Genomic DNA, 19024 nt, shown 5'->3' on the forward strand with positions numbered 1-19024 from the left:
CGCACAATCTACGTTTTTGTAATATTCACACCGACTTCAGTCGTTCTATGCGCATAAATTTGGAAAATATTTAAAATTATCGCCGCCCTCTATCTCTCGCCTGCGCAGGCTGAACGGATAAATTTAGAGGTCTGAAGCCCTGCCTGAGGACTAAAACCCGGCTTTTAAAGGCTTAAGGGCAATAAACCTAAGCGCATTCTCCAGCGTATGTTAAATTTGCATGGCACGAGAATTGTATAAGCCGGTGGGATGGTTTGATAAACCATAAAAATCCCAATTGCTTTTAACCTTTTTATTCGGGGGACAGAATGAGTAATTTTCCTGAAGACCAGGGCCTTTATTCCGCACGCAACGAGCACGACAACTGCGGGGTTGGGGCTGTGGCGAATATAGACGGCCGGCGAGAGCATAAGATTGTAGATTATGCCAAAAAGATTCTGCTTAATCTCCATCATCGCGGCGCAGCAGCTGCGGATGAGGTTACAGGAGACGGGGCTGGCATTCTTATGCAGATTCCCTATGAATTTCTGAAAGATAAAACAGATTTCGAAATCGCAGAAGAATCCAGATTCGCAGCAGGGATGGTTTTCCTGCCTAAAGATGAGGCAAGGAGGAATGAATGCTGCGAGATTCTTTCAAAATCCCTTGATTCCTGCGGGATAAAGATAAGCGGGTGGAGAGACGTGCCTGTATGCAGGGATTCGCTTGCAGAGATCGCTCTTTCAGCAGAGCCTGAAGTTATGCAGGTTTTTCTTGAGGCCGATTACGAGCCTGAAGAATATGAAAGGAAGCTGTATCTCGCGAGGCGCAGAGCTGAGAACGGCGTGAAGGCAAAATTTCCGGATATAGGCGATGATTTCTATATATGCAGCCTTTCCTGCAGCACGATCTGCTATAAGGGTATGTTTATGGCTCATCAGCTCTTCAGCTACTACCCGGACCTCAGCGATAAGAACATGAAAACAGCAATCGCTGTGGTTCATCAGAGATACAGCACAAACACCTTCCCGAGCTGGCCTCTGGCGCAGCCGTTCCGTTATATGTGCCACAACGGCGAGATAAACACGCTCCACGGAAACCGGAACAATATGAAGGCGCGTGAGTATGCGATGGAATCGGATTACTACGGCGAAGACATCAAAGACCTTTTCCCCGTACTCGAGGAAGACGCCAGCGACTCGGCCACCTTCGACAACTGCCTTGAACTGCTCAGCAGAACGGGCAGGTCTCTGCCGCATTCATTAATGATGATGGTGCCTGAGGCATTCGGGCAGCAGTATCATATGAGTACATACAAACGTGCATTCTACGAATACCACGCCTCAATTATAGAGCCTTGGGACGGCCCGGCAGCAATCCTCTTTACCGACGGGAAGGTTCTCGGCGGAACGCTCGACAGAAACGGGCTCCGCCCATGCAGATACGTCGTTACCGAAGAGAACACTGTGATAATGGCAAGCGAGGTTGGGGTGATTGAATTTGCTCCTGAAAAGATTCGCACCAAGGGCAGGCTTCAGCCCGGAAAGATGTTCCTCGTTGATACCGAAGAGCAGAGAATAATCACAGACAACGAAATAAAGAGCAATATCTCAAGGGCGCACCCTTACAGGCGATGGCTTGCAAACAACAGAATTGAACTGCGCGGGCTCTTCAGCGCAAGCTCAGGCATTGCCGAGGTAAACCCCGAAGACACCTACCAGCAGCTCCGCTGCTTCGGCTATACGAAGGAAGAATTCAAAATGGTAATCGAGCCGATGGCAGTGAACGGGCAGGAGCCTGTGGGGTCTATGGGCAACGACGCCGCACTTTCGTTCCTCTCGGATATGCCGAAAAGCGTGTTCACATACTTCAAGCAGAGATTCGCACAGGTTACCAACCCGCCGATAGACCCGCTCCGCGAGGGGCTCGTTATGTCAACGATGCAGTATATTGGGCGAAAGAGGAATCTGCTCAGCGAAGACCCGAAACACTGCAGGCAGGTTCGCCTTCCGCACCCTCTGCTCACCAATGATGATATGAAGATGCTGCGAAAGGCAAGCCGAGAGGATTTTGCTGTGTCAACTGTGGAAGCAGTTTTTGATGCCGAAGCAGAAGACCCGGGCAGAGCCCTCAGCGATGCCATCGATAAGCTTATAAACGATATTGAAAACGCAATCAAGCAGGATGATGCCTCGATCATTATCATAAGCGATAAAGGGGTGAGCGAGAGGCGCGCCCCGATTCCTGCCCTGCTTGCTGTGAGCGCTGCGCATCACGGAATGCTGAATCGCAGGCTCCGCGGGCAGGCGGCATTGGTGCTTGAGAGCGGCGAGCCCCGAGAGGTAAATCACTTCTGCCTGCTCAGCGCATACGGCGTGGATGCGGTGAACCCGTATCTGCTGATTGAAGCTGTGGGGATGTTCAGCAGGACGGGTGAATTCTCTGAAAAGCTCCCGACAGGCCAGCTTTTGGACAACCTTATCAATGCCGTTAAGAAGGGCATTCTCAAAACAATGAGCAAGATGGGCATATCCACGATAAGAAGCTACAGGTCTGCCCAGCTCTACGAAGCCGTTGGGCTGAACACCGAGATGGTGGATAAATACTTCTGCGGAACAGATTCACGCATTGAAGGTGTGGGGCTGGAGCATATAGCTGCTGAGACAATCGAAAAGCACAGAAAGGCCTATAAGCCCGATCTCTCCCAGCCAGAGATAGACTTCGGCGGAGACTATCACTACCGCCTTCAGGACGAGAAGCACGGCTGGACGCCAAAGGCCATTACAAGGCTTCAGCATGCAGTGATGGGCAATGATAAAGCAGCTTATGATGATTTTGCGAAGGAAGTAAACGAGAACGACCGCAACCTCTGCACGATTCGCTCGCTCTTTAAATTTAAGAAAGCCGGGCCGATAGATATATCGAAGGTGGAGCCGGCGGAGAAAATCGCTGCAAGATTCTGCACCGGAGCAATGAGCCACGGGTCTATAAGCAGAGAAGCCCACGAATGCCTCGCTATAGCTATGAACAGAATTGGCGGGATGAGCAATACCGGCGAGGGAGGCGAAGACCCGAAGAGATACCAACTCGATGAAAACGGCGACGATAAGAACTGCCGGATAAAGCAGGTGGCCAGCGGTCGATTCGGCGTTACGATAAACTATCTCGCCCATGCCAAAGAGATACAGATAAAGATGGCGCAGGGCGCAAAGCCCGGGGAAGGCGGGCACCTCCCGGGAAGGAAGGTAACCGAAGAGATAGCCAAGCTTCGTAACTCAATGCCGGGCGTATCGCTGATCTCGCCGCCGCCGCACCACGATATTTACTCCATCGAAGACCTCGCTCAGCTTATCTACGACCTCAAATGCAGCAACCCGGGGGCGAAGGTCTCCGTGAAGCTGGTATCTGAAGTGGGCGTGGGCACTGTAGCAGCGGGCGTGGCCAAGGGCAACGCAGATGAGGTGCTGATAAGCGGCGGAGACGGCGGCTCGGGTGCAACGCCGCTGTCTTCAATCAAATACGCAGGAGCTCCTTGGGAGCTCGGCCTCGCAGAAACCCAGCAGACACTCGTTTTGAACGGGCTTAGAGACCGCATCAGGGTGCAGACAGATGGGCAGCTTCGAACCGGAAGGGATGTAGTTATAGCTGCAATGCTCGGTGCAGACCAGTACGGCTTCGGAACGAGCGCTCTTGTGAGCCTTGGATGCCTGATGATGAGGAAGTGCCATCTGGGCACTTGCCCCGCTGGCATCGCAACTCAAGACCCCGAGCTGAGAAAATGCTTTATAGGCAAGGCGGAGAATCTTGTAAACTATATGATGTTCGTTGCTGAAGAGGTAAGGCAGATTCTCGCAGACCTCGGAGCGAGGAGCCTCTCAGAGGTGATCGGCCGGTGCGACCTTCTCGAAATGAATGAGGCCATAGAACACTGGAAGGCGAAGGGCGTTGACCTAACGAAGATCTTCTACAAGGCAGAGCCTTTCAACACCGATATAAGCCTCACGAAAAGACAGACTGACAAGCTCAAAGGCCACAGCGACTGGGAGCTTATAGAGATGGTGAAGGATTCTATCGAAACCGGAAAGCCCGTGGTTAAGAGCTATAAAACCGTTACCCAAAACAGGACACTGGGAACTATCCTCAGCAATACTGTTGTGAACAAATGGGGGCAGAACGGGCTGAAAGATAATACTTTCACCTTCAATATGACCGGCTCAGGCGGACAGAGCTTCGGGGCCTTCCTCGCAAAGGGAATAACGCTGAGGCTTGAAGGCGATGCAAACGACTATCTCGGCAAAGGGCTCTCCGGCGGACGAATTATCGTTAAAACGCCTGAAGGCTCGCCGTTTATCCCGCACGAGAATATTATCGTGGGCAATACGCTTCTATACGGAGCTACCAGCGGAGAAGTGTTTATCAACGGCGTTGCCGGCGAGAGATTCTGCGTGAGAAACAGCGGAGCATCGGCGGTAGTTGAAGGCGTGGGCGATCACGGCTGCGAATATATGACAAACGGAATGGTGGTAGTGCTCGGGAAAACCGGCTGCAACTTCGCTGCGGGTATGAGCGGCGGAATCGCATACGTTTTCGATGAAGCCCAGCTCTTCGATACCAGATGCAACCTCGATATGGTGGATATCGAATTTGTGCACCATCAGGAAGACAAGCAGAGGCTCTACGACCTCATCACAAAACATTACGAAGAAACCGGCTCGGAGAGAGCCGAATGGATCCTGAGCTCCTGGCGTGATATGGTGGGCAGGTTTGTGAAGGTAATGCCTGTGGACTACCGCAAGGCGCTGGAGAGAATCAGAGAACGGGAAGAAAGACAAAACGATAACGCCCCTGCAACAGAGGAGGTGTATAATGGGTAATCCAACTGGATTTATGCAGTATAAGCGCAAGGAAGAAGGGCACCGTCCTGCTCAAGAGCGCGTGCAAGACTACAATCAGATAATGATTCCGCTTACGCCGGATGAGCTCAAAGACCAGGCGGCAAGATGTATGGACTGCGGCGTGCCTTTCTGCCACGGCTGCGGCTGCCCGCTGGGCAACAGGATTCCGGAATTCAACGACTATGTTTACAAGGGCAGCTGGAAAGAGGCCTGCCGCGTGCTGCACAGCACCAACAATTTTCCCGAGTTTACAGGGCTTGTCTGCCCCGCTCCATGCGAGGCGGCCTGCACAATCGGCCTGAGGGATGAGCCTGTAACGATAAGGCATATTGAATACCAGATTGTTGAACACGGATTCGAAAAGGGCTGGATAAGGCCCCTGCCGCCAAGAGAGAAAACGGGCAAAAAAGTTGCAGTAATCGGGTCAGGGCCTGCGGGTCTTGCTGCCTCCCAGCAGCTCGCAAGAGCGGGGCATACCGTAACACTTTACGAGAAAGAGCCCGCTGTAGGCGGACTTCTGAGATACGGGATCCCAAACTTCAAGCTCGAGAAAGGCGTGCTCGACCGCAGGGTAAATCAGCTCCTTGAAGAGGGCGTGATAATAAAGACCAACGTTGATGCAGGCAGAGACATAACAGCTCAGGAGCTTGAGAAGAAATACGATGCAGTTTGCCTCACGATGGGCGCGTGGGTGCCTCGTGATTTGAAAGTGCCGGGCAGGGAGCTCAGCGGGGTTCATTTCGCTATGGAGCTGCTGAGCCAGCAGAATAAGATTATCAGCGGCGAGCCTGTAATAGAGACAATCTCGGCGAAGGATAAAGTGGTCGTTGTGATTGGCGGCGGGGATACCGGAAGCGACTGCGTGGGAACATCAAACCGCCACGGCGCAAAGGAGGTTCACCAGTTTGAGATTCTGCCAAAGCCGCCCGAATCAAGGCCGACGCATCAGCCATGGCCGTTCTGGCCGCAGATTATGCGAACCTCCACAAGTCAGGAGGAAGGCTGCTCGCGGAAATGGGCAGTGGCAACGAAGGAAATCCTCGGCGACGGACATAAGGTTACGGGCCTGCGCTGCGCGAACGTGGAATGGAAGAAGGATGAAAACGGAAAATGGCAGATGGAGGAGAAATCCGAATTCGAGATTAAGGCGGATCTTATCCTGCTTGCCATGGGCTTTCTGCACGTTGAGAATACTGGCCTCGTGGAACAGCTCGGGCTTGAGCTGGACGAGCGGGGTAATGTAAAAACGGATAATTTCCAGACCAGCAATGAAAATGTTTTCGCCTCAGGCGATGCAATCACCGGCGCATCGCTGGTGGTTAAGGCGATCAATTCCGGCCGGCTGATGGCAGATGCCGTTCACAGGAAGCTGAGAACCTGAGAGCAAATAAGAACACTGCAGAAATCAAACTCCCCGAAGTCTTCCGGCCTCGGGGAGTTTTTGTTTGAAGGGGTGGATAAATTACCCCCTCAAGACTATAATACCCGCTCTTAAAATTCTCCGGAGCATCATAAATGAAAACAAAAGACCTTGAATACTATCTGCCAGAAGAACTGATCGCACAAAGACCTGCGGATGCGAGGAGCAGCTCAAGGCTTCTCGTACTCGATAAGAGAAACGGAACGCTTGATGACAGGCTTTTCAGCGACATTGGGGACTATCTGCGTCCCGAGGACTGCCTTGTGCTCAATGACACTAAGGTTCTCTCTGCCCGTTTCTTCGCAAAACGAGAGACCGGCGCCTCGCTTGAGGGCCTTTATCTCGGACAGGCCGGCGAAAACGCATGGCATATAATGCTCCGAAATGCGAGGAAAGTGAAGCCCGGGGAGAAGATTCTTCTTCTGGACAGGGATAAAGAGGTGTATATGAAGGCCCTTGCCTGCCACAGAATGGGCGACGGGAGCTGGTTTATAGAGCCCGAAACCGACCGGCCGGCAGAAGAGGTGCTGGAGAAAATCGGGTATGCGCCACTGCCGCCTTATATATCACGTCCGGGCGGGGGCGATAATCCGGAGATGGACAGAAAACGCTATCAAACCGTGTTTGCAAAAAAGGAGGGGGCTGTTGCCGCACCTACTGCGGGACTGCACTTCACCGAACAGATGCTCAGCTCCCTTGAGGAAAAAGGTATTCAGATGGCAAGGGTTACCCTGCATGTGGGGGCGGGCACGTTCAAGCCCGTAACAGCGAGCGACCTTTCCCGGCACGAGATACACAGCGAGAAATATACCGTGAGCGAAGAGGCCGCTGAGAAAATCAACACCGCAAAAGAAAACGGAGGCAGGATAATAGCAGTGGGCACTACCAGCGTTAGAACGCTGGAAACAGCGGCCGCAGGCGGAAAGCTTGAGGCCTGCTCGGGCGAAACGAGGTTATTCATTGTGCCAGGGGTAAAATTTAATATAGTTGATGCGATGATTACAAACTTCCATCTGCCCCGCTCAACCCTGCTTGCCCTTGTGGGGGCGTTTGCCGGGATGGATAAGATTATGACGGCCTACAAACACGCCGTAGAAAAGAGATACCGCTTCTTTTCCTACGGCGATGCAATGTTTATATACTGATTGAGAGCATAAATGCCGCTTCTGCAGCTTAAAAACATAGAAAAATCATTCGGAACCAACAGGCTCTTTTCCGGCCTCAATATGAAGATATACCGCAAGGAAAAGATCGGCCTTATCGGAAACAACGGGACTGGGAAAACAACGCTTTTCAAGATGATCCTCGGGAAGGATACGCCGGATGGAGGCGAGATCCTCAGCAGGAAGGATTATTCGATAGGCTACCTGCCTCAGGAGCCGTTCTTCGATAAAGAGAAAACGGTAATTGAGGTTATGCAGGAAAACCTCTCGCATATATATGAACTTGAAGAGCAGGTGGAGAAGGCGGCGCAAAAGCTTGAGAGCAAATCTGGCAGGGAGCTTGAAAAGGCTATGGCCGAATACGAAAGACTGAGCCTGAAATACGAGCTTGCCGGCGGATACGATATTGAAACGCGGATTAAGATGATCCTCTCAGGCGTGGGGCTTGGCGAAGAATTTTATGAGAATAAGGTATGCCAGCTAAGCGGTGGGCAGCTCTCAAGGCTCGGGCTTGCCTCTGTTCTGATAACAGGCAGCGACCTTCTGCTCTTGGATGAACCAACAAACCACCTCGACCTTGCAGCAACAGAATGGCTCGAGAACTTCCTGAAAAATTACCCCGGCGCAGCCTTGATCATAAGCCACGACAGATTCCTTCTTGATCGTGTGGCAGTGAAGATTGCAGAGCTTGAGAATATGCAGGCTGCTTTATGGAAAGGCAACTATTCCCAATTCCTAGAAAGCAAAGAGAACGATAGAATCCGAAAAGAACGCGAGCAGGAAAAACGCCAAAAGATGGTGGATAAGGAAATGGATTTCATCGCCCGAAACCGCAATGATGTGGGGATGAGGCGCGTAGCGAGGGGCAGAGCCAAACGCCTCGAAAGGCTGCTTGAAGATAATCCGGACTTCCTCGAAACCCAGCAGAAAGTGCGAACGCTGTCTTTCAGCTTTGAAGACATCAAAAACCTCAGTCATAACGTGCTCAAATGCAGATCGCTGAGCAAGGCATACGGCGAGCTGAAGCTCTTCTCTGATCTGAACTTCGACCTCACCCTCGGCCAGCGGCTCGCAATTACAGGCCCAAACGGAACGGGCAAGAGTACGCTCCTGAAAATTGCACTCGGCAAAATTGCTCAGGACACAGGAAAGATAAAATTCGGCAATAATCTAAGCGTAGGCTATTTAGACCAGCAGGGCGAGGAGCTGCTGCCGGAATCATCCGTGATTGATGAGATCCTCCGGCTGAGAAAAGACCTCAAGCCGGCGCAGGCGAGAAATGTGCTCGGAGCGTTCCTCTTTTTCGGTGATGAGGTGTTCAAACAGGTGGAGAATCTCTCCGGAGGCGAGCGAAACAGGCTTATGCTTTGCCGGCTCGTTCTCCAAAGGCCGGATGTGCTTGTGCTCGATGAGCCCACGAACCATCTGGATATCGCCAGCAAGGAAGCCCTCGAAACCGCCCTGCAGGAATTTGAGGGCACGGTTATCTTTGTAAGCCACGACAGATACTTTATCGATAAGATATGCGATCTGCTGATGGTGATGGGGGTGGATGAATGCGGCAAAAAGCAGATGGGCAGATTCGAATTCTTCGGCCCGGGGCAAAAGCTCTACACCGAATTCTACGACACCGCTGCAAAGAGGGCACAGGAGGCCCTGAAGAAAAAATACAGCGATGAATCAAACAAATCGCAAACGCCTGTACGCAAAAACAAAAGGCACAAGGAAAGAAAAACTGCACCGGAAGAGCTCAAGCCTTTTAATAAATACAGGCCTGAGGATATTGAAGATTTTATTATGAAAAAGGAATCCTTCATTGAAGAGCTCAAAGAAAAATTCGGCCTTGAAGAATACTACAAAGACCATAAAAAGATGAACGAGCTTCAGGAGCAGGTAAACAGCGCCGAAAACGAGCTGGAACTGCTTTATAAGGCGTATGAATGGAAATTAGGCTGAAAGGAAGAGCCGTTTGGAAAAGAACATACTCGGCAAACTTCTAATCTCTTTTGCCCGCGTAGGGCTTTTTACCGTAGGCGGGGGATACGCAATGCTGCCTATGCTCAGCCGCGAGGTGGTGGAAAAACGTGGCTGGGTGAGCGAGGAGGAAATGCTCGACTACTACGCAATCGGGCAGGCAACCCCGGGCGTTATAGCGATAAATGTGGCAGCGTTTGTGGGATACCGTCAGGCAGGAGTTCTCGGCACAATTTTCGCGGGGATCGGGGTCGTGGGCCCGTCTGTTGTAATCATCTCGCTGATAGCTGCGTTCCTCTCGGGATTTCAGGATAATATTTACGTGCAGAAAGCGTTTGCGGGAATCCGTATTGCGGTTGCCGTAATGATAATATTCACGCTGAGTAATATGGGCAGAAGAGCAATAAAGGATTATACCGGATGCCTGCTTGCTGCTGCTGGATTCGCCGCTGTAACGCTGCAAATTATCTCCCCGGTGCTTTTTGTGGCGGCGGTAATATTCTACGCTATAGCGAGGGAGATACAGAAGGGGAAAAATGATATATCTTAAGCTCTATGCGATATTTTTCACAACAGGCCTGTTCACCTTCGGGGGCGGACTGGCATCCCTTCCGATTCTTCAGGATTTCCTCGTGGAAGGAGGCTGGATAAGCCAGCACGAATTCGTTGATATGATTGCAGTATCGCAATCTACCCCCGGCCCGATCGGCATAAATTTAGCCTCATACATCGGCTATACCGTGGGCTCGTTTCCGGGAGCAATAATAGCCTCAGTCGGCCTCTTAACCCCCGCATACATAATCAGCATAATCATAATTCGCTCCATCACAAGCTATTCTGAAAACAGATATGTCGATGCCGTAATGAAGCGAATCAGGCCTGCTGTTATCGGGCTCATCGGGGCGGCGGTATTCTTTATCGCTTCGAATGCCCTCGCCGGACCAATCGCAGAATCTGGGGATATCCTGAATTTACGCTGCCTGATACTCTTCGCCCTGTTTGCCCTGCTGAGATTCTTCCGCAAACTCCACCCGGCTGTATTCATTATCCTCGGAGCGATGGCAGGCATCGCGTTTCTTTGAGCAGCCGACGCTGCGATAGAACCAGTAACTATATCCTGAACCAATCCCATTTCCCTTGCGTCTAACCGTGTGCGACACAATATTTTTGGCAAAATGCAAATCATCATGCTGCAATGCTTTGCAGAATTTATTGCTGTCTATTTACTGAGCCTGTCCGCCGAAGGCGGACAGTAAGCGGAGATTACGGAAAGGATGTTAATATATTATATTTAAAAAAACTCTTCGTGCCTCTGACTCAGTCCGTAAATGCTGCGGCCAGTCTGTGATGAACGTCTATTGTCCACTTATTCCGTCCCGCCTGCGGCGGGCCTACATGCGTGGCTCGGTTTAAACATTAGTTTCGTGAAATCGCTGCGTAATACTAACGACAATCAGAGCCGCACGTGGAGTCCGCCGGAGGCGGAGAGGAATGTGATAAATTAGACAGGATTAACAAGATTTACAGGATGGGATAAAGATTTCATATTAATTTTAAATTGGCTTTCTCCATCAAAAAAACTTATCTTAAATCATTAGTGAAAAATTAGTGCTGATTAGCAACTAAAAATATCTCCCCTCCGCTTCCTCCGATAACTCTGTGTCAAAAATACAATTTAAACATTGGAGAAGAGTTTGGTATTGCGGTGAAACGTCCTTCCGGCAGAGAGCTTTCCCTCATTTATGAAAATGTTTTCTCTGATGTAAAAGAGAGTTAAACCGAGCCTGTCCGCCGAAGGCGGAGAGGAATCGGAGACAGCGGAGAGAGATTGATATATTGTATTTAAAAATCCTCCGTGCCCCTCTGTGTGCCTCTGACTCAGTCCGTAAATGCTGCGGCCAGTCTGTGATGAACGTCTATTGTCCACTTATTCCGTCCCGCCTGCGGCGGGCCTACATGCGTGGCTCGGTTTAAACATTAGTTTCGTGAAATCGCTGCGTAATACTAACGTCAATCAGAGCCGTGCGTGGAGTCCGCCGAAGGCGGAAAGCAAGCGGATAGATTCGTGGCTCGTTGCAAAATTATTAGAGAAAAATTAGTGCTGATTAGCGGCTGCTTCTCATATTTAATAAACCTCTGTGTAATCTGTGGATTATATATCTTTCCTCTGCGGTGAATGTTTTTTCTACTGAGCCGGCCTGTCGGGCTAAACTGTCGATGTTTAGGGGGAAATTTTCCTTGACAATCCCGATATTTTCTGTTTATTAGTTTGTTGTTAGCTAATAATTATGACTAACTTTTTTAGATATAAAATTCTTTGTGAGCCAGTGAACAAAAACCTGCGGATTCAGCTTTGAGCTGCCGAGTATTATTGCACCACAAGTTTTTGTTGGATTTGGAGAAGAGAGGCCAGTCTGGCTTATGAAAATTATCGGCGCCGAGCGAAGAAACTTTAAAAGTGTCTTATATTCTCAGTAACTAAAGATTCCGTACATTATGCGGAACAATTGATTGCTTTCAGGTATTCAGAAAGGTTTTGGTGTTAGAGTGAAGATCATCTCCACAAAGCAGTTGTTTATTACCTTGATACCATCAACACTCGTTCTGCTGGGAGCGATGGCGACAAGCATATTTTTTCAAGTAAGTATGCCAAGCATGACACGAGACGTTACGGCCATTGCGAATATACACCCTCTTTCAGGCGTTTTATCAAATCTCGGTATGGTTCTCTGGTGCGTATCTGCAGCGGTATGCGGTTTTGCAGCGATAATTCTCCGCGGCTTCAAGCCGATAGGCACGTTCTGGTTTCTTCTTTGCTCCTCCCTCTTGTCTGCTTATCTCCTGGTGGATGATCTTTTTCTAATTCATGAGGTTTTATCGCCTTGTTATTTGGGTTTGTGTGAGGAATTTGTCTTCTCAGCATTAGGGATTGTCTTAATTGGTTACATCATTGTTTTCAGGCGTATTATAATGCAAACGCATTTCGGAGCCTTGTTTTTATCGCTGGGATTCCTCGCAGCATCAGCTGTTATCGACGTGATTGTTGAGCTATTATTTGGTCATATTGGTCAGTGGATGTTCTTTTTTGAGGACGGGGCAAAGTGGCTTGGAATTGCATTCTGGTGCAGCTATTTCCTGCATACCTCTTATCATCTTCTTGTGAACACTTTGGGCATAAATCGAAACGCTGTTCAGGCTGAAGCCCCCAGCTCAAGCGGCTGATGAAAGCCTAACGGCTTTGCGTGGAGGGGCGGTTTGGCTGGCTGAATGAAAAAAGGCCCGGGTTTGCCGAGCCTTAGCGGAAAGGATTGCAAAATTTCGGGCTCCCCCGTCAGAGAGGAGGAGCCCTTAAAAGGCCTTACCCAATTGCTTCCGGCCCTTTTTGTCCTGTCCTTATTCTGATACATTCTTCGAGGTGGATTATGAATATCTTTCCGTCTCCGATCTCGCCGGTGCGGGCTGCTTTGGTGATTGATTCCACCGCCGCCTCGACAAACTCATCGTTGACAGCTATCTCGAGACGCACTTTCTTCAAGAGGTTCACATCAAATTCAACGCCTCTGTAGTTTTCGTGGTAGCCCATTTGTGCTCCGCAGCCGAGGGAGTTGGTAACGCTCATCTTTGCTATATCCCTCTTTGAGAGCTCTTCCTTCACCGCCTCGAGAGCGTGAGGCTGTATGTATGCTATTAACAGTTTCATCATTATTTCTCCTTTTATCAAAGCTTATGTAGTGCTGAAGACCTGGAACCCTGCGTAGGCTTCGTTTCCGTGCTCGGTTATGTCGAGCCCTTTGAGCTCTTCATCCCTGCTCACTCTAAGCCCAACAGTGTACTTAATTGCAGAGAACATCAAAAATCCGATTCCGAATGCCCAGAGGAAGTATGCCGCAGTTCCCACGAGCTGAACGCCGAGCTTTCCTGCTCCGCCGCCGTAGAAGAGGCCGGTGCTGGTTTCTGCAAGGCCGAGGGCTGCCTCCGCATTGAAAAGCCCGCAGGCTATTGTGCCGAATGCCCCGCACACCCCGTGTACGGATACCGCACCAACCGGGTCGTCGATCTTGAGTCTGTCGAAGAAATACACGCTGAACACCACGATCACGCCTGCACATAAGCCGATAGCGATTGCACCGAGCGGGGTTACCGTGTAGCAGCCTGCTGTTATGGCTACCAGCCCCGCAAGGGCGCCGTTGAGGCTCATTGAAGCATCGGGCTTGCCGCTGACTATCCAAACTACAGCCATTGCTGCTATTGCTCCGGTTGCTGCTGCAAGGTTGGTTGTTACTGCTACCCTGCCGATTTCGCCGTCGCCGAGGGTGGTTGAGCCCGGGTTGAATCCGAACCACCCGAACCAGAGGATGAAAACGCCCAGAGCAGCAAGGGTGATGTTGTGGCCCGGGATAGCCTTCGGCTTTCCGTCAGGGCCGTACTTCCCGAGCCTAGGCCCGAGAACTATTGCCCCTGCAAGGGCAAGCCATCCGCCTACAGAATGCACAACGCTTGAGCCTGCAAAGTCGGTGAAGCCGCTGCCGAGGTTTTCGAGCCAGCCGCTGCCGTTGGCAAGCCCGCCCCACGCCCAGGAGCCTGAGATCGGGTAGATAAGGCCGCAAATCAGAACGCTGTAGAACATATATGAGCGGAACTTAGTTCTGCCTGCCATCGCACCGGATACAATCGTTGCTGCGGTGCCTGCGAATACGGTCTGGAAGATTAGAAACGTCCAGTCCCAGCTTGCAGGATCGCCTTGAGAGCCTGCTATCATAAAATCGGATGTTCCGAAAAATCCGTTGGTAGTTCCAAACATCAGTCCGAATCCGAGAAGGAAGAATGTGAGGGTGCCGATTGAAAAATCCATCAGGTTTTTCATTATGATGTTCACTGAATTTTTCGCTCTGGTGAACCCTGCCTCGACCATCGCAAATCCGGGCTGCATAAAGAATACCAGAAAAGCGGCGATGCACGTCCATACAATGTTTAGGTTGTTCTGCAGTTCGGCCTTCAGTTCGACAAGCCCGCCGGCCTCCGCAGCCGGCTCCGCCGCAGATAACGTACCTGCAAGCAGCAGAACAATTCCAGCAGTTGAAACTTTGTTCTTCATAGAACTCTCCTTTCAAAAAGGGACAAAAATACAAATTGGAAGCGAGCTTTTTTAACATTTCAAGATGCCTATCACAATTGATATGCCAAAGGGATTTGCAAAAATAAAAAATTTACGTAAAACGCTTTCAAGAAAGACCTTACAAAAATATATTAAATTTACGCAATTTCAAATTGGCTACAAATTTGTTTTAACAAATTGGCGTAAATACAAAATTGTAAACGGTTTGGCTCTTGGCAAAATAGAAAAAATCAAATTTATTAAGCATTCGGGCAACTTTTGCCTTGATGTTAAGCATTTGGTTAATATAATCGGGATTGAGGTCAAAATAAATGTTAATTTTTCGGAGGAGAGAAAAAATGGATGGAAATCAATTCGATTATCGTCAAGCCCTGCGCGAGGAAGTGGAAGATATGCTCACAGCCGCACGCGGGCTCAAACGCAAGGACAGAAAGCTCATAGAGCAGTATTTCCTTGAGGGGCAAAGCATCACGAATCTGGCAAAATCAAGGGGCAAATGCCGGCAGACAATCTCGAAACGTATTTCCAAGCTGCTCAAAAGGCTCAAAGACTACAACGCCTGCTACCCGCGCAGTACGCTCGGCGGTGCGATAGCAAGGGATTATTTCCTGCGGGGCATGAGCATACGGGAGACAGCCAAAGCACGCGGCTGTTCGGAATACAGGGTTAGAAAGCATATCAAGCTCGCAGGAAAGTATAGCAGAAAGAAAGCGGGGGCAGAGCTGTGAAGCGTGAAATGATTCAGATTGATTCGTTTATCCCAAGGAGCTACTGCCTCAGCAGGCGAAGCGAGATAATAATGCGAACCTTCGGGATAAGCGAAAGCCGCCTGAAAGAGAAGTTTCGCCTGAGGGTTGATTTCAGTTTCTCAGAGGCGGAGATCGTGCTGATTAAAGGTGCGAGCGGGTCGGGGAAGTCAACCCTGCTTTCAAGCATCAAAAGGGCTCTGCCTGAGCAAAGCTTTGCCGATTTGGATGATCTGCAGTTCAGCAGGAAATGCAGCATTATAGACTGCTTCCCCACGTTTACCGACGGAATGAAAAGGCTTGCAGATGCCGGGCTTTCAAGCGCGTGGAATATGATCAAGCCCTTCAGCGCTCTTAGCGTCGGGGAGAAGTTCCGTTTTCGCCTTGCCCTTGCGATGAGCGGGAAAGAGCAAACGATTATCTGCGATGAGTTCTGCAGCAGCCTCGAGGGCACACAGGCCAAACTGCTCTCGGCGAGAATCCGCCTCGAAACCCAGCGCACGCGGAAAGCCTTTATCCTATGTACTACGAGGCAGGAGATTGAAAAATTCCTTATTCCTGAGGTTGTGATAACTCTCAGCAAAACAGGCAGGCCGGAAGTGCAGCGGAGAGGGGGGAAAAATGATTCTTGAACTTCCCGAGCTGATTATCCAGCGCTGCGGTGCAGAGCAATACGATGAATTCGAACGCTGGCACTACTGCGCCTCCCGCCCGGGGCTGGTGTGCGAGGCCTTCCTGCTCCGCGGGATTGACGGCGAGAAAGCCGGGATTATCACATTCTCATACCCGCCTGCAAACTGCGCAGGGAGGAATGTGGTTTTCGCAAGGCTCTTGAAGCGTTTCCCTCAGGCCGGCGGGCAAAGGCTCAGAGCGGTAAACGCTCATTTCCGTATTGTATCGAGGATAGTAATCCTCCCCGAATACCGCGGGCTTGGAATCGGCAGGAAATTTCTCATTAAAACCGTTCAGTTCTGCAGGGCGGGGTGTGTGGAGGCGCTGAGCGCATCTGGAAGGCTTGGGAATCTGTTTGTCTCAGCGGGCTTCAAGAGGTTCAGGCCTGCCGAGAGCGGGAAAAAGATTCGGCTGAAAGGGCTGCTCGCTCAAAACAGGATCCCCCTCGGCCCTGCTTCAAAGGCAGAAAGGCAAAAGAAGCTTGATAAAATTTCTTCGGCAGAAAGACAGAAGATTCAGAGAGCCGCAGTGAATCTTTTGAAAAGCTACGGCTCACTGCCTAAAAGAGCTGAAGGGCAGATTCTTGAAAAGGCCACGGAGAAGCTCGAGCTTAAACCCGAATACTGTTTCTTTATCAAAAACCCAAAACTGATGCAGGAGGTGGAAAAATGAGCAAGAAGATGGAAAGCTTTATCGCAGAGCTGTTCGATCCTGCCCTCAGCTTTGAAGAGGTGATCGAGAACAACCAGCTCAGCATAAAAGCCCTCGATAAGCAACTGAAAAATCAAAGCTGCCGCGAAGAGATGCAGAGCAGGATTGAAACTGTTAATCTCCTGAGCAAAGCGGTGCTTGCAAAGGCAGGGCTCACAGCTGCCGAAAAGCTCGCCGGCCTTGCCTGCTGCGACAAAGAGGAAACAGCAAGAAAGGCCTGCATTGATATTATGCAGCTTAGAAAAGAGCTTGCCCAGAGCAGGCAGGATGCTTCTGCTCCATCGCTGAGCGAGGAGAAAAAGGCAAAACTGCTTGAAATTCTGGCGGAATAAGCAGGAAATTTAATTCGTTTTCATTATAATTGCCGCTTTTCACAACGGTAAAATGGTTATTATCAAAGTGAGTTAGAATTATGAAAATTGCTATAGCATCAGACCACGCAGGTTTTAAGTACAAGGAAAAAATCAAAGAATACCTCAGCGAAAAGGGCTGGGATATCAGAGATTTCGGCACATACACCGAAGCCTCTTGCAGCTATCCGGATTTTATAATCCCTGCTGCCCGAGCTGTTTCAGAGGGTATTTGCGAGAGGGGCATTGTGCTTGGAGGCAGCGGGAACGGCGAGGCGATAGCAGCCAATAAGATAAGCAAGATTCGCTGCGCGCTGTGCTGGAACAACCGAACCGCAAGGCTCTCCCGCAGGCATAACAACGCAAATATGCTCGCTTTGGGCGAGAGAATGATCTCAATTGAGGCTGCTTATGAGATCGTGGATATTTGGCTGAACACCGAATTTGAGGGCGGAAGACATATAAAACGCATTGACGCGATAGAGGATCTGGGCAGCTGACTGCCCTTTGTTAAACACAAAACGTTGAGGAGAAGGAAAAATGCAAACTCAAAACGAAAATCATTTGAGCTCGGTTCTCTCTGCGCTGAGAACAGAGCCCCCTAAAAACCGCAAACAGCTCAAGGGCTATATCAAAGCATTTCTCGGGGTGTCTCTGCCGGATAATCGCCTGTCTGGGGCAGCGGCCCCCTTCGACTACCTCTGGTATGCATACTCCACCGAGCTGGAGGGCAGGCCAAACGGTGATTGCCTTGTATGGGCGAATCGGGGCGGCGGCAAAACGCTCTGCGGGGCTGTGCTCACCGTGCTGGATGCGGTTCTCCGCCCGGGATGCAGCATCAAAATCCTCTCCGGCTCGCAGGAACAGGCAAGGCGGATGTATGAATATACTGCACGGTTTATGGAGGAAGGCTTCCACGATATGCTCAGCGGGAAGATCACCAAAAGCTCGCTAACACTCGAGAATTCCAGCAGTGTCGAGGTGCTCACGCAGTCTTCAAGAAACGTGCGCGGAAGGCATATCCACAAGCTCCGCTGCGATGAAATCGAACTTTTCGACCCGGATGTCTATCAGGCCGCCCAGTATATCACAAAATCCGACCAAGGGATCACGGCTGCTATGGAAGCCGCATCCACAATGCACCAGCCATACGGGATAATGTCTGAGGCAGTGAACACTGCGAACAAATCAGCTCTGCCTGTATTCCGCTGGAATCTTTGGGATGTGATCGAAAAATGCACCGACAGAACCTGCTCAAGCTGCCCGCTTCTGGAAGACTGCCGCGGGATCGCCAAAAATGCCCAAGGCTACTACCGCATAGACGACGCCGTCTCGCAGATGCAGAGGGCAAGCAGAAGCAGCTGGGAGGCAGAGATGCTATGCAAAAAGCCCTCAACAAGCAGGTGCGTTTTCCCGTCGTTCAAGAGGAACGCGAATGTGCGGAAGATTGATTTCAACGTTTCCAGAAGGCTCTTTCGCTCGATAGATTTCGGCTTCGTGAATCCGTTTGTATGCCTCTGGATAGAGCAGGACAGCGAGGGAAACGTGTTTGTGATTCGTGAATACGTGGCAAGGCAGAGAACCGCCGCTGAAAACTGCCGGCAAGTTCGCCGGCTAACCCCCGCTTCTGCGAGCATTGCGGGAACATTCTGCGACCCCGCCGGCTCGCAGACATCTCAGATAAGCGGAACAAGCGTGGTTAATGAATTCCGCAAACAGGGAATCAATCTCAGATGGAAGGCGAGCCGAATCACCCCGGGCCTCGAGGTGATAAGGCAGCATATAAGAAACGCCGCAGGAAAAGCGAGGCTGTTTATAGATCCATCCTGTGTAAACCTGATTGAGGCGATGGAAAGCTATCATTATCCCGCTAAATGCGCCGGAGATGAACTGCCCGAAAAAGACGGCATCTACGACCATTACATCGACGCTCTTCGCTACTTCTTCGTGAACATTGAATCAAACGCTGCTCTTTTGGCAAAATATTAAAATCGATTA

15 protein-coding genes are annotated in these 19024 nt (G+C 50.5%); 13 read left to right on the forward strand and 2 right to left on the reverse strand.

The window, feature by feature from the left end; translation table 11 throughout:
- Positions 1–308 precede the first annotated feature (308 nt).
- From gltB to STSP1_RS07830, 7 genes are all read left to right on the forward strand, one after another.
- The gene (gene gltB / locus STSP1_RS07800; RefSeq protein WP_085755819.1) at positions 309–4853 is read left to right on the forward strand and encodes a glutamate synthase large subunit; all 4545 of its coding nucleotides are present in this window, start codon (positions 309–311) and stop codon (positions 4851–4853) included.
- Positions 4846–6255: a glutamate synthase subunit beta gene (locus STSP1_RS07805; RefSeq protein ID WP_085755820.1), complete on the forward strand. Its 1410-nt coding sequence runs from the start codon at positions 4846–4848 to the stop codon at positions 6253–6255. Before gltB ends, STSP1_RS07805 begins: the two co-directional genes overlap by 8 nt.
- Positions 6256–6389: 134 nt before the next feature.
- Positions 6390–7439 (forward strand): tRNA preQ1(34) S-adenosylmethionine ribosyltransferase-isomerase QueA, encoded by a 1050-nt coding sequence (queA, locus tag STSP1_RS07810; protein WP_085755821.1) that lies wholly within the window; start codon positions 6390–6392, stop codon positions 7437–7439.
- A 12-nt stretch (positions 7440–7451) separates the two neighbouring features.
- Positions 7452–9413, forward strand: a complete 1962-nt coding sequence (locus STSP1_RS07815; RefSeq protein ID WP_085755822.1) for an ABC-F family ATP-binding cassette domain-containing protein — start codon at positions 7452–7454, stop codon at positions 9411–9413.
- Positions 9414–9426: 13 nt separating this feature from the next.
- Entirely contained in the window at positions 9427–9981 is a 555-nt protein-coding gene (locus STSP1_RS07820; protein WP_226997471.1) for a chromate transporter, read from the forward strand.
- On the forward strand, positions 9968–10513 hold the full coding sequence (locus STSP1_RS07825) for a chromate transporter (RefSeq protein WP_085755823.1): 546 nt from the start codon (positions 9968–9970) through the stop codon (positions 10511–10513). The genes STSP1_RS07820 and STSP1_RS07825 overlap by 14 nt, the downstream gene beginning before the upstream one ends.
- Before the next feature lie 1429 nt (positions 10514–11942).
- Complete coding sequence (locus tag STSP1_RS07830; protein WP_085755824.1) at positions 11943–12653, forward strand: hypothetical protein; 711 nt, start codon at positions 11943–11945, stop codon at positions 12651–12653.
- A 136-nt stretch (positions 12654–12789) separates the two neighbouring features.
- On the opposite strand, the gene STSP1_RS07835 is transcribed toward STSP1_RS07830, so the two are convergent.
- A complete protein-coding gene (locus tag STSP1_RS07835) occupies positions 12790–13131 on the reverse strand; it encodes a P-II family nitrogen regulator (RefSeq protein WP_085756686.1) in 342 nt (113 codons plus the stop codon).
- 24 nt (positions 13132–13155) lie between these two features.
- Entirely contained in the window at positions 13156–14526 is a 1371-nt protein-coding gene (locus tag STSP1_RS07840) for an ammonium transporter (protein WP_085755825.1), read from the reverse strand.
- 359 nt (positions 14527–14885) lie between these two features.
- Here STSP1_RS07840 and STSP1_RS07845 point away from each other — a divergent pair, with 359 nt between their 5' ends.
- The 6 genes from STSP1_RS07845 (at position 14886) to STSP1_RS07870 (ending at position 19015) form a co-directional block, all read left to right on the forward strand.
- Positions 14886–15275 (forward strand): sigma-70 RNA polymerase sigma factor region 4 domain-containing protein, encoded by a 390-nt coding sequence (locus STSP1_RS07845; protein WP_085755826.1) that lies wholly within the window; start codon positions 14886–14888, stop codon positions 15273–15275.
- On the forward strand, positions 15272–15925 hold the full coding sequence (locus STSP1_RS07850; RefSeq protein WP_085755827.1) for an ATP-binding cassette domain-containing protein: 654 nt from the start codon (positions 15272–15274) through the stop codon (positions 15923–15925). Before STSP1_RS07845 ends, STSP1_RS07850 begins: the two co-directional genes overlap by 4 nt.
- The gene (locus tag STSP1_RS07855; RefSeq protein WP_085755828.1) at positions 15915–16637 is read left to right on the forward strand and encodes a cytochrome P450 family protein; all 723 of its coding nucleotides are present in this window, start codon (positions 15915–15917) and stop codon (positions 16635–16637) included. The genes STSP1_RS07850 and STSP1_RS07855 overlap by 11 nt, the downstream gene beginning before the upstream one ends.
- Positions 16634–17008, forward strand: coding sequence for a hypothetical protein (locus STSP1_RS07860; protein ID WP_085755829.1), 375 nt, complete (start codon positions 16634–16636; stop codon positions 17006–17008). The genes STSP1_RS07855 and STSP1_RS07860 overlap by 4 nt, the downstream gene beginning before the upstream one ends.
- Before the next feature lie 80 nt (positions 17009–17088).
- The gene (rpiB, locus tag STSP1_RS07865) at positions 17089–17526 is read left to right on the forward strand and encodes a ribose 5-phosphate isomerase B (RefSeq protein WP_085755830.1); all 438 of its coding nucleotides are present in this window, start codon (positions 17089–17091) and stop codon (positions 17524–17526) included.
- Positions 17527–17566: 40 nt separating this feature from the next.
- Complete coding sequence (locus STSP1_RS07870) at positions 17567–19015, forward strand: phage terminase large subunit family protein (protein ID WP_085755831.1); 1449 nt, start codon at positions 17567–17569, stop codon at positions 19013–19015.
- Positions 19016–19024 lie beyond the last annotated feature (9 nt).

It is taken from the genome of Sedimentisphaera salicampi (assembly GCF_002117005.1).
Taxonomy (GTDB): Bacteria; Planctomycetota; Phycisphaerae; order Sedimentisphaerales; family Sedimentisphaeraceae; genus Sedimentisphaera; species Sedimentisphaera salicampi.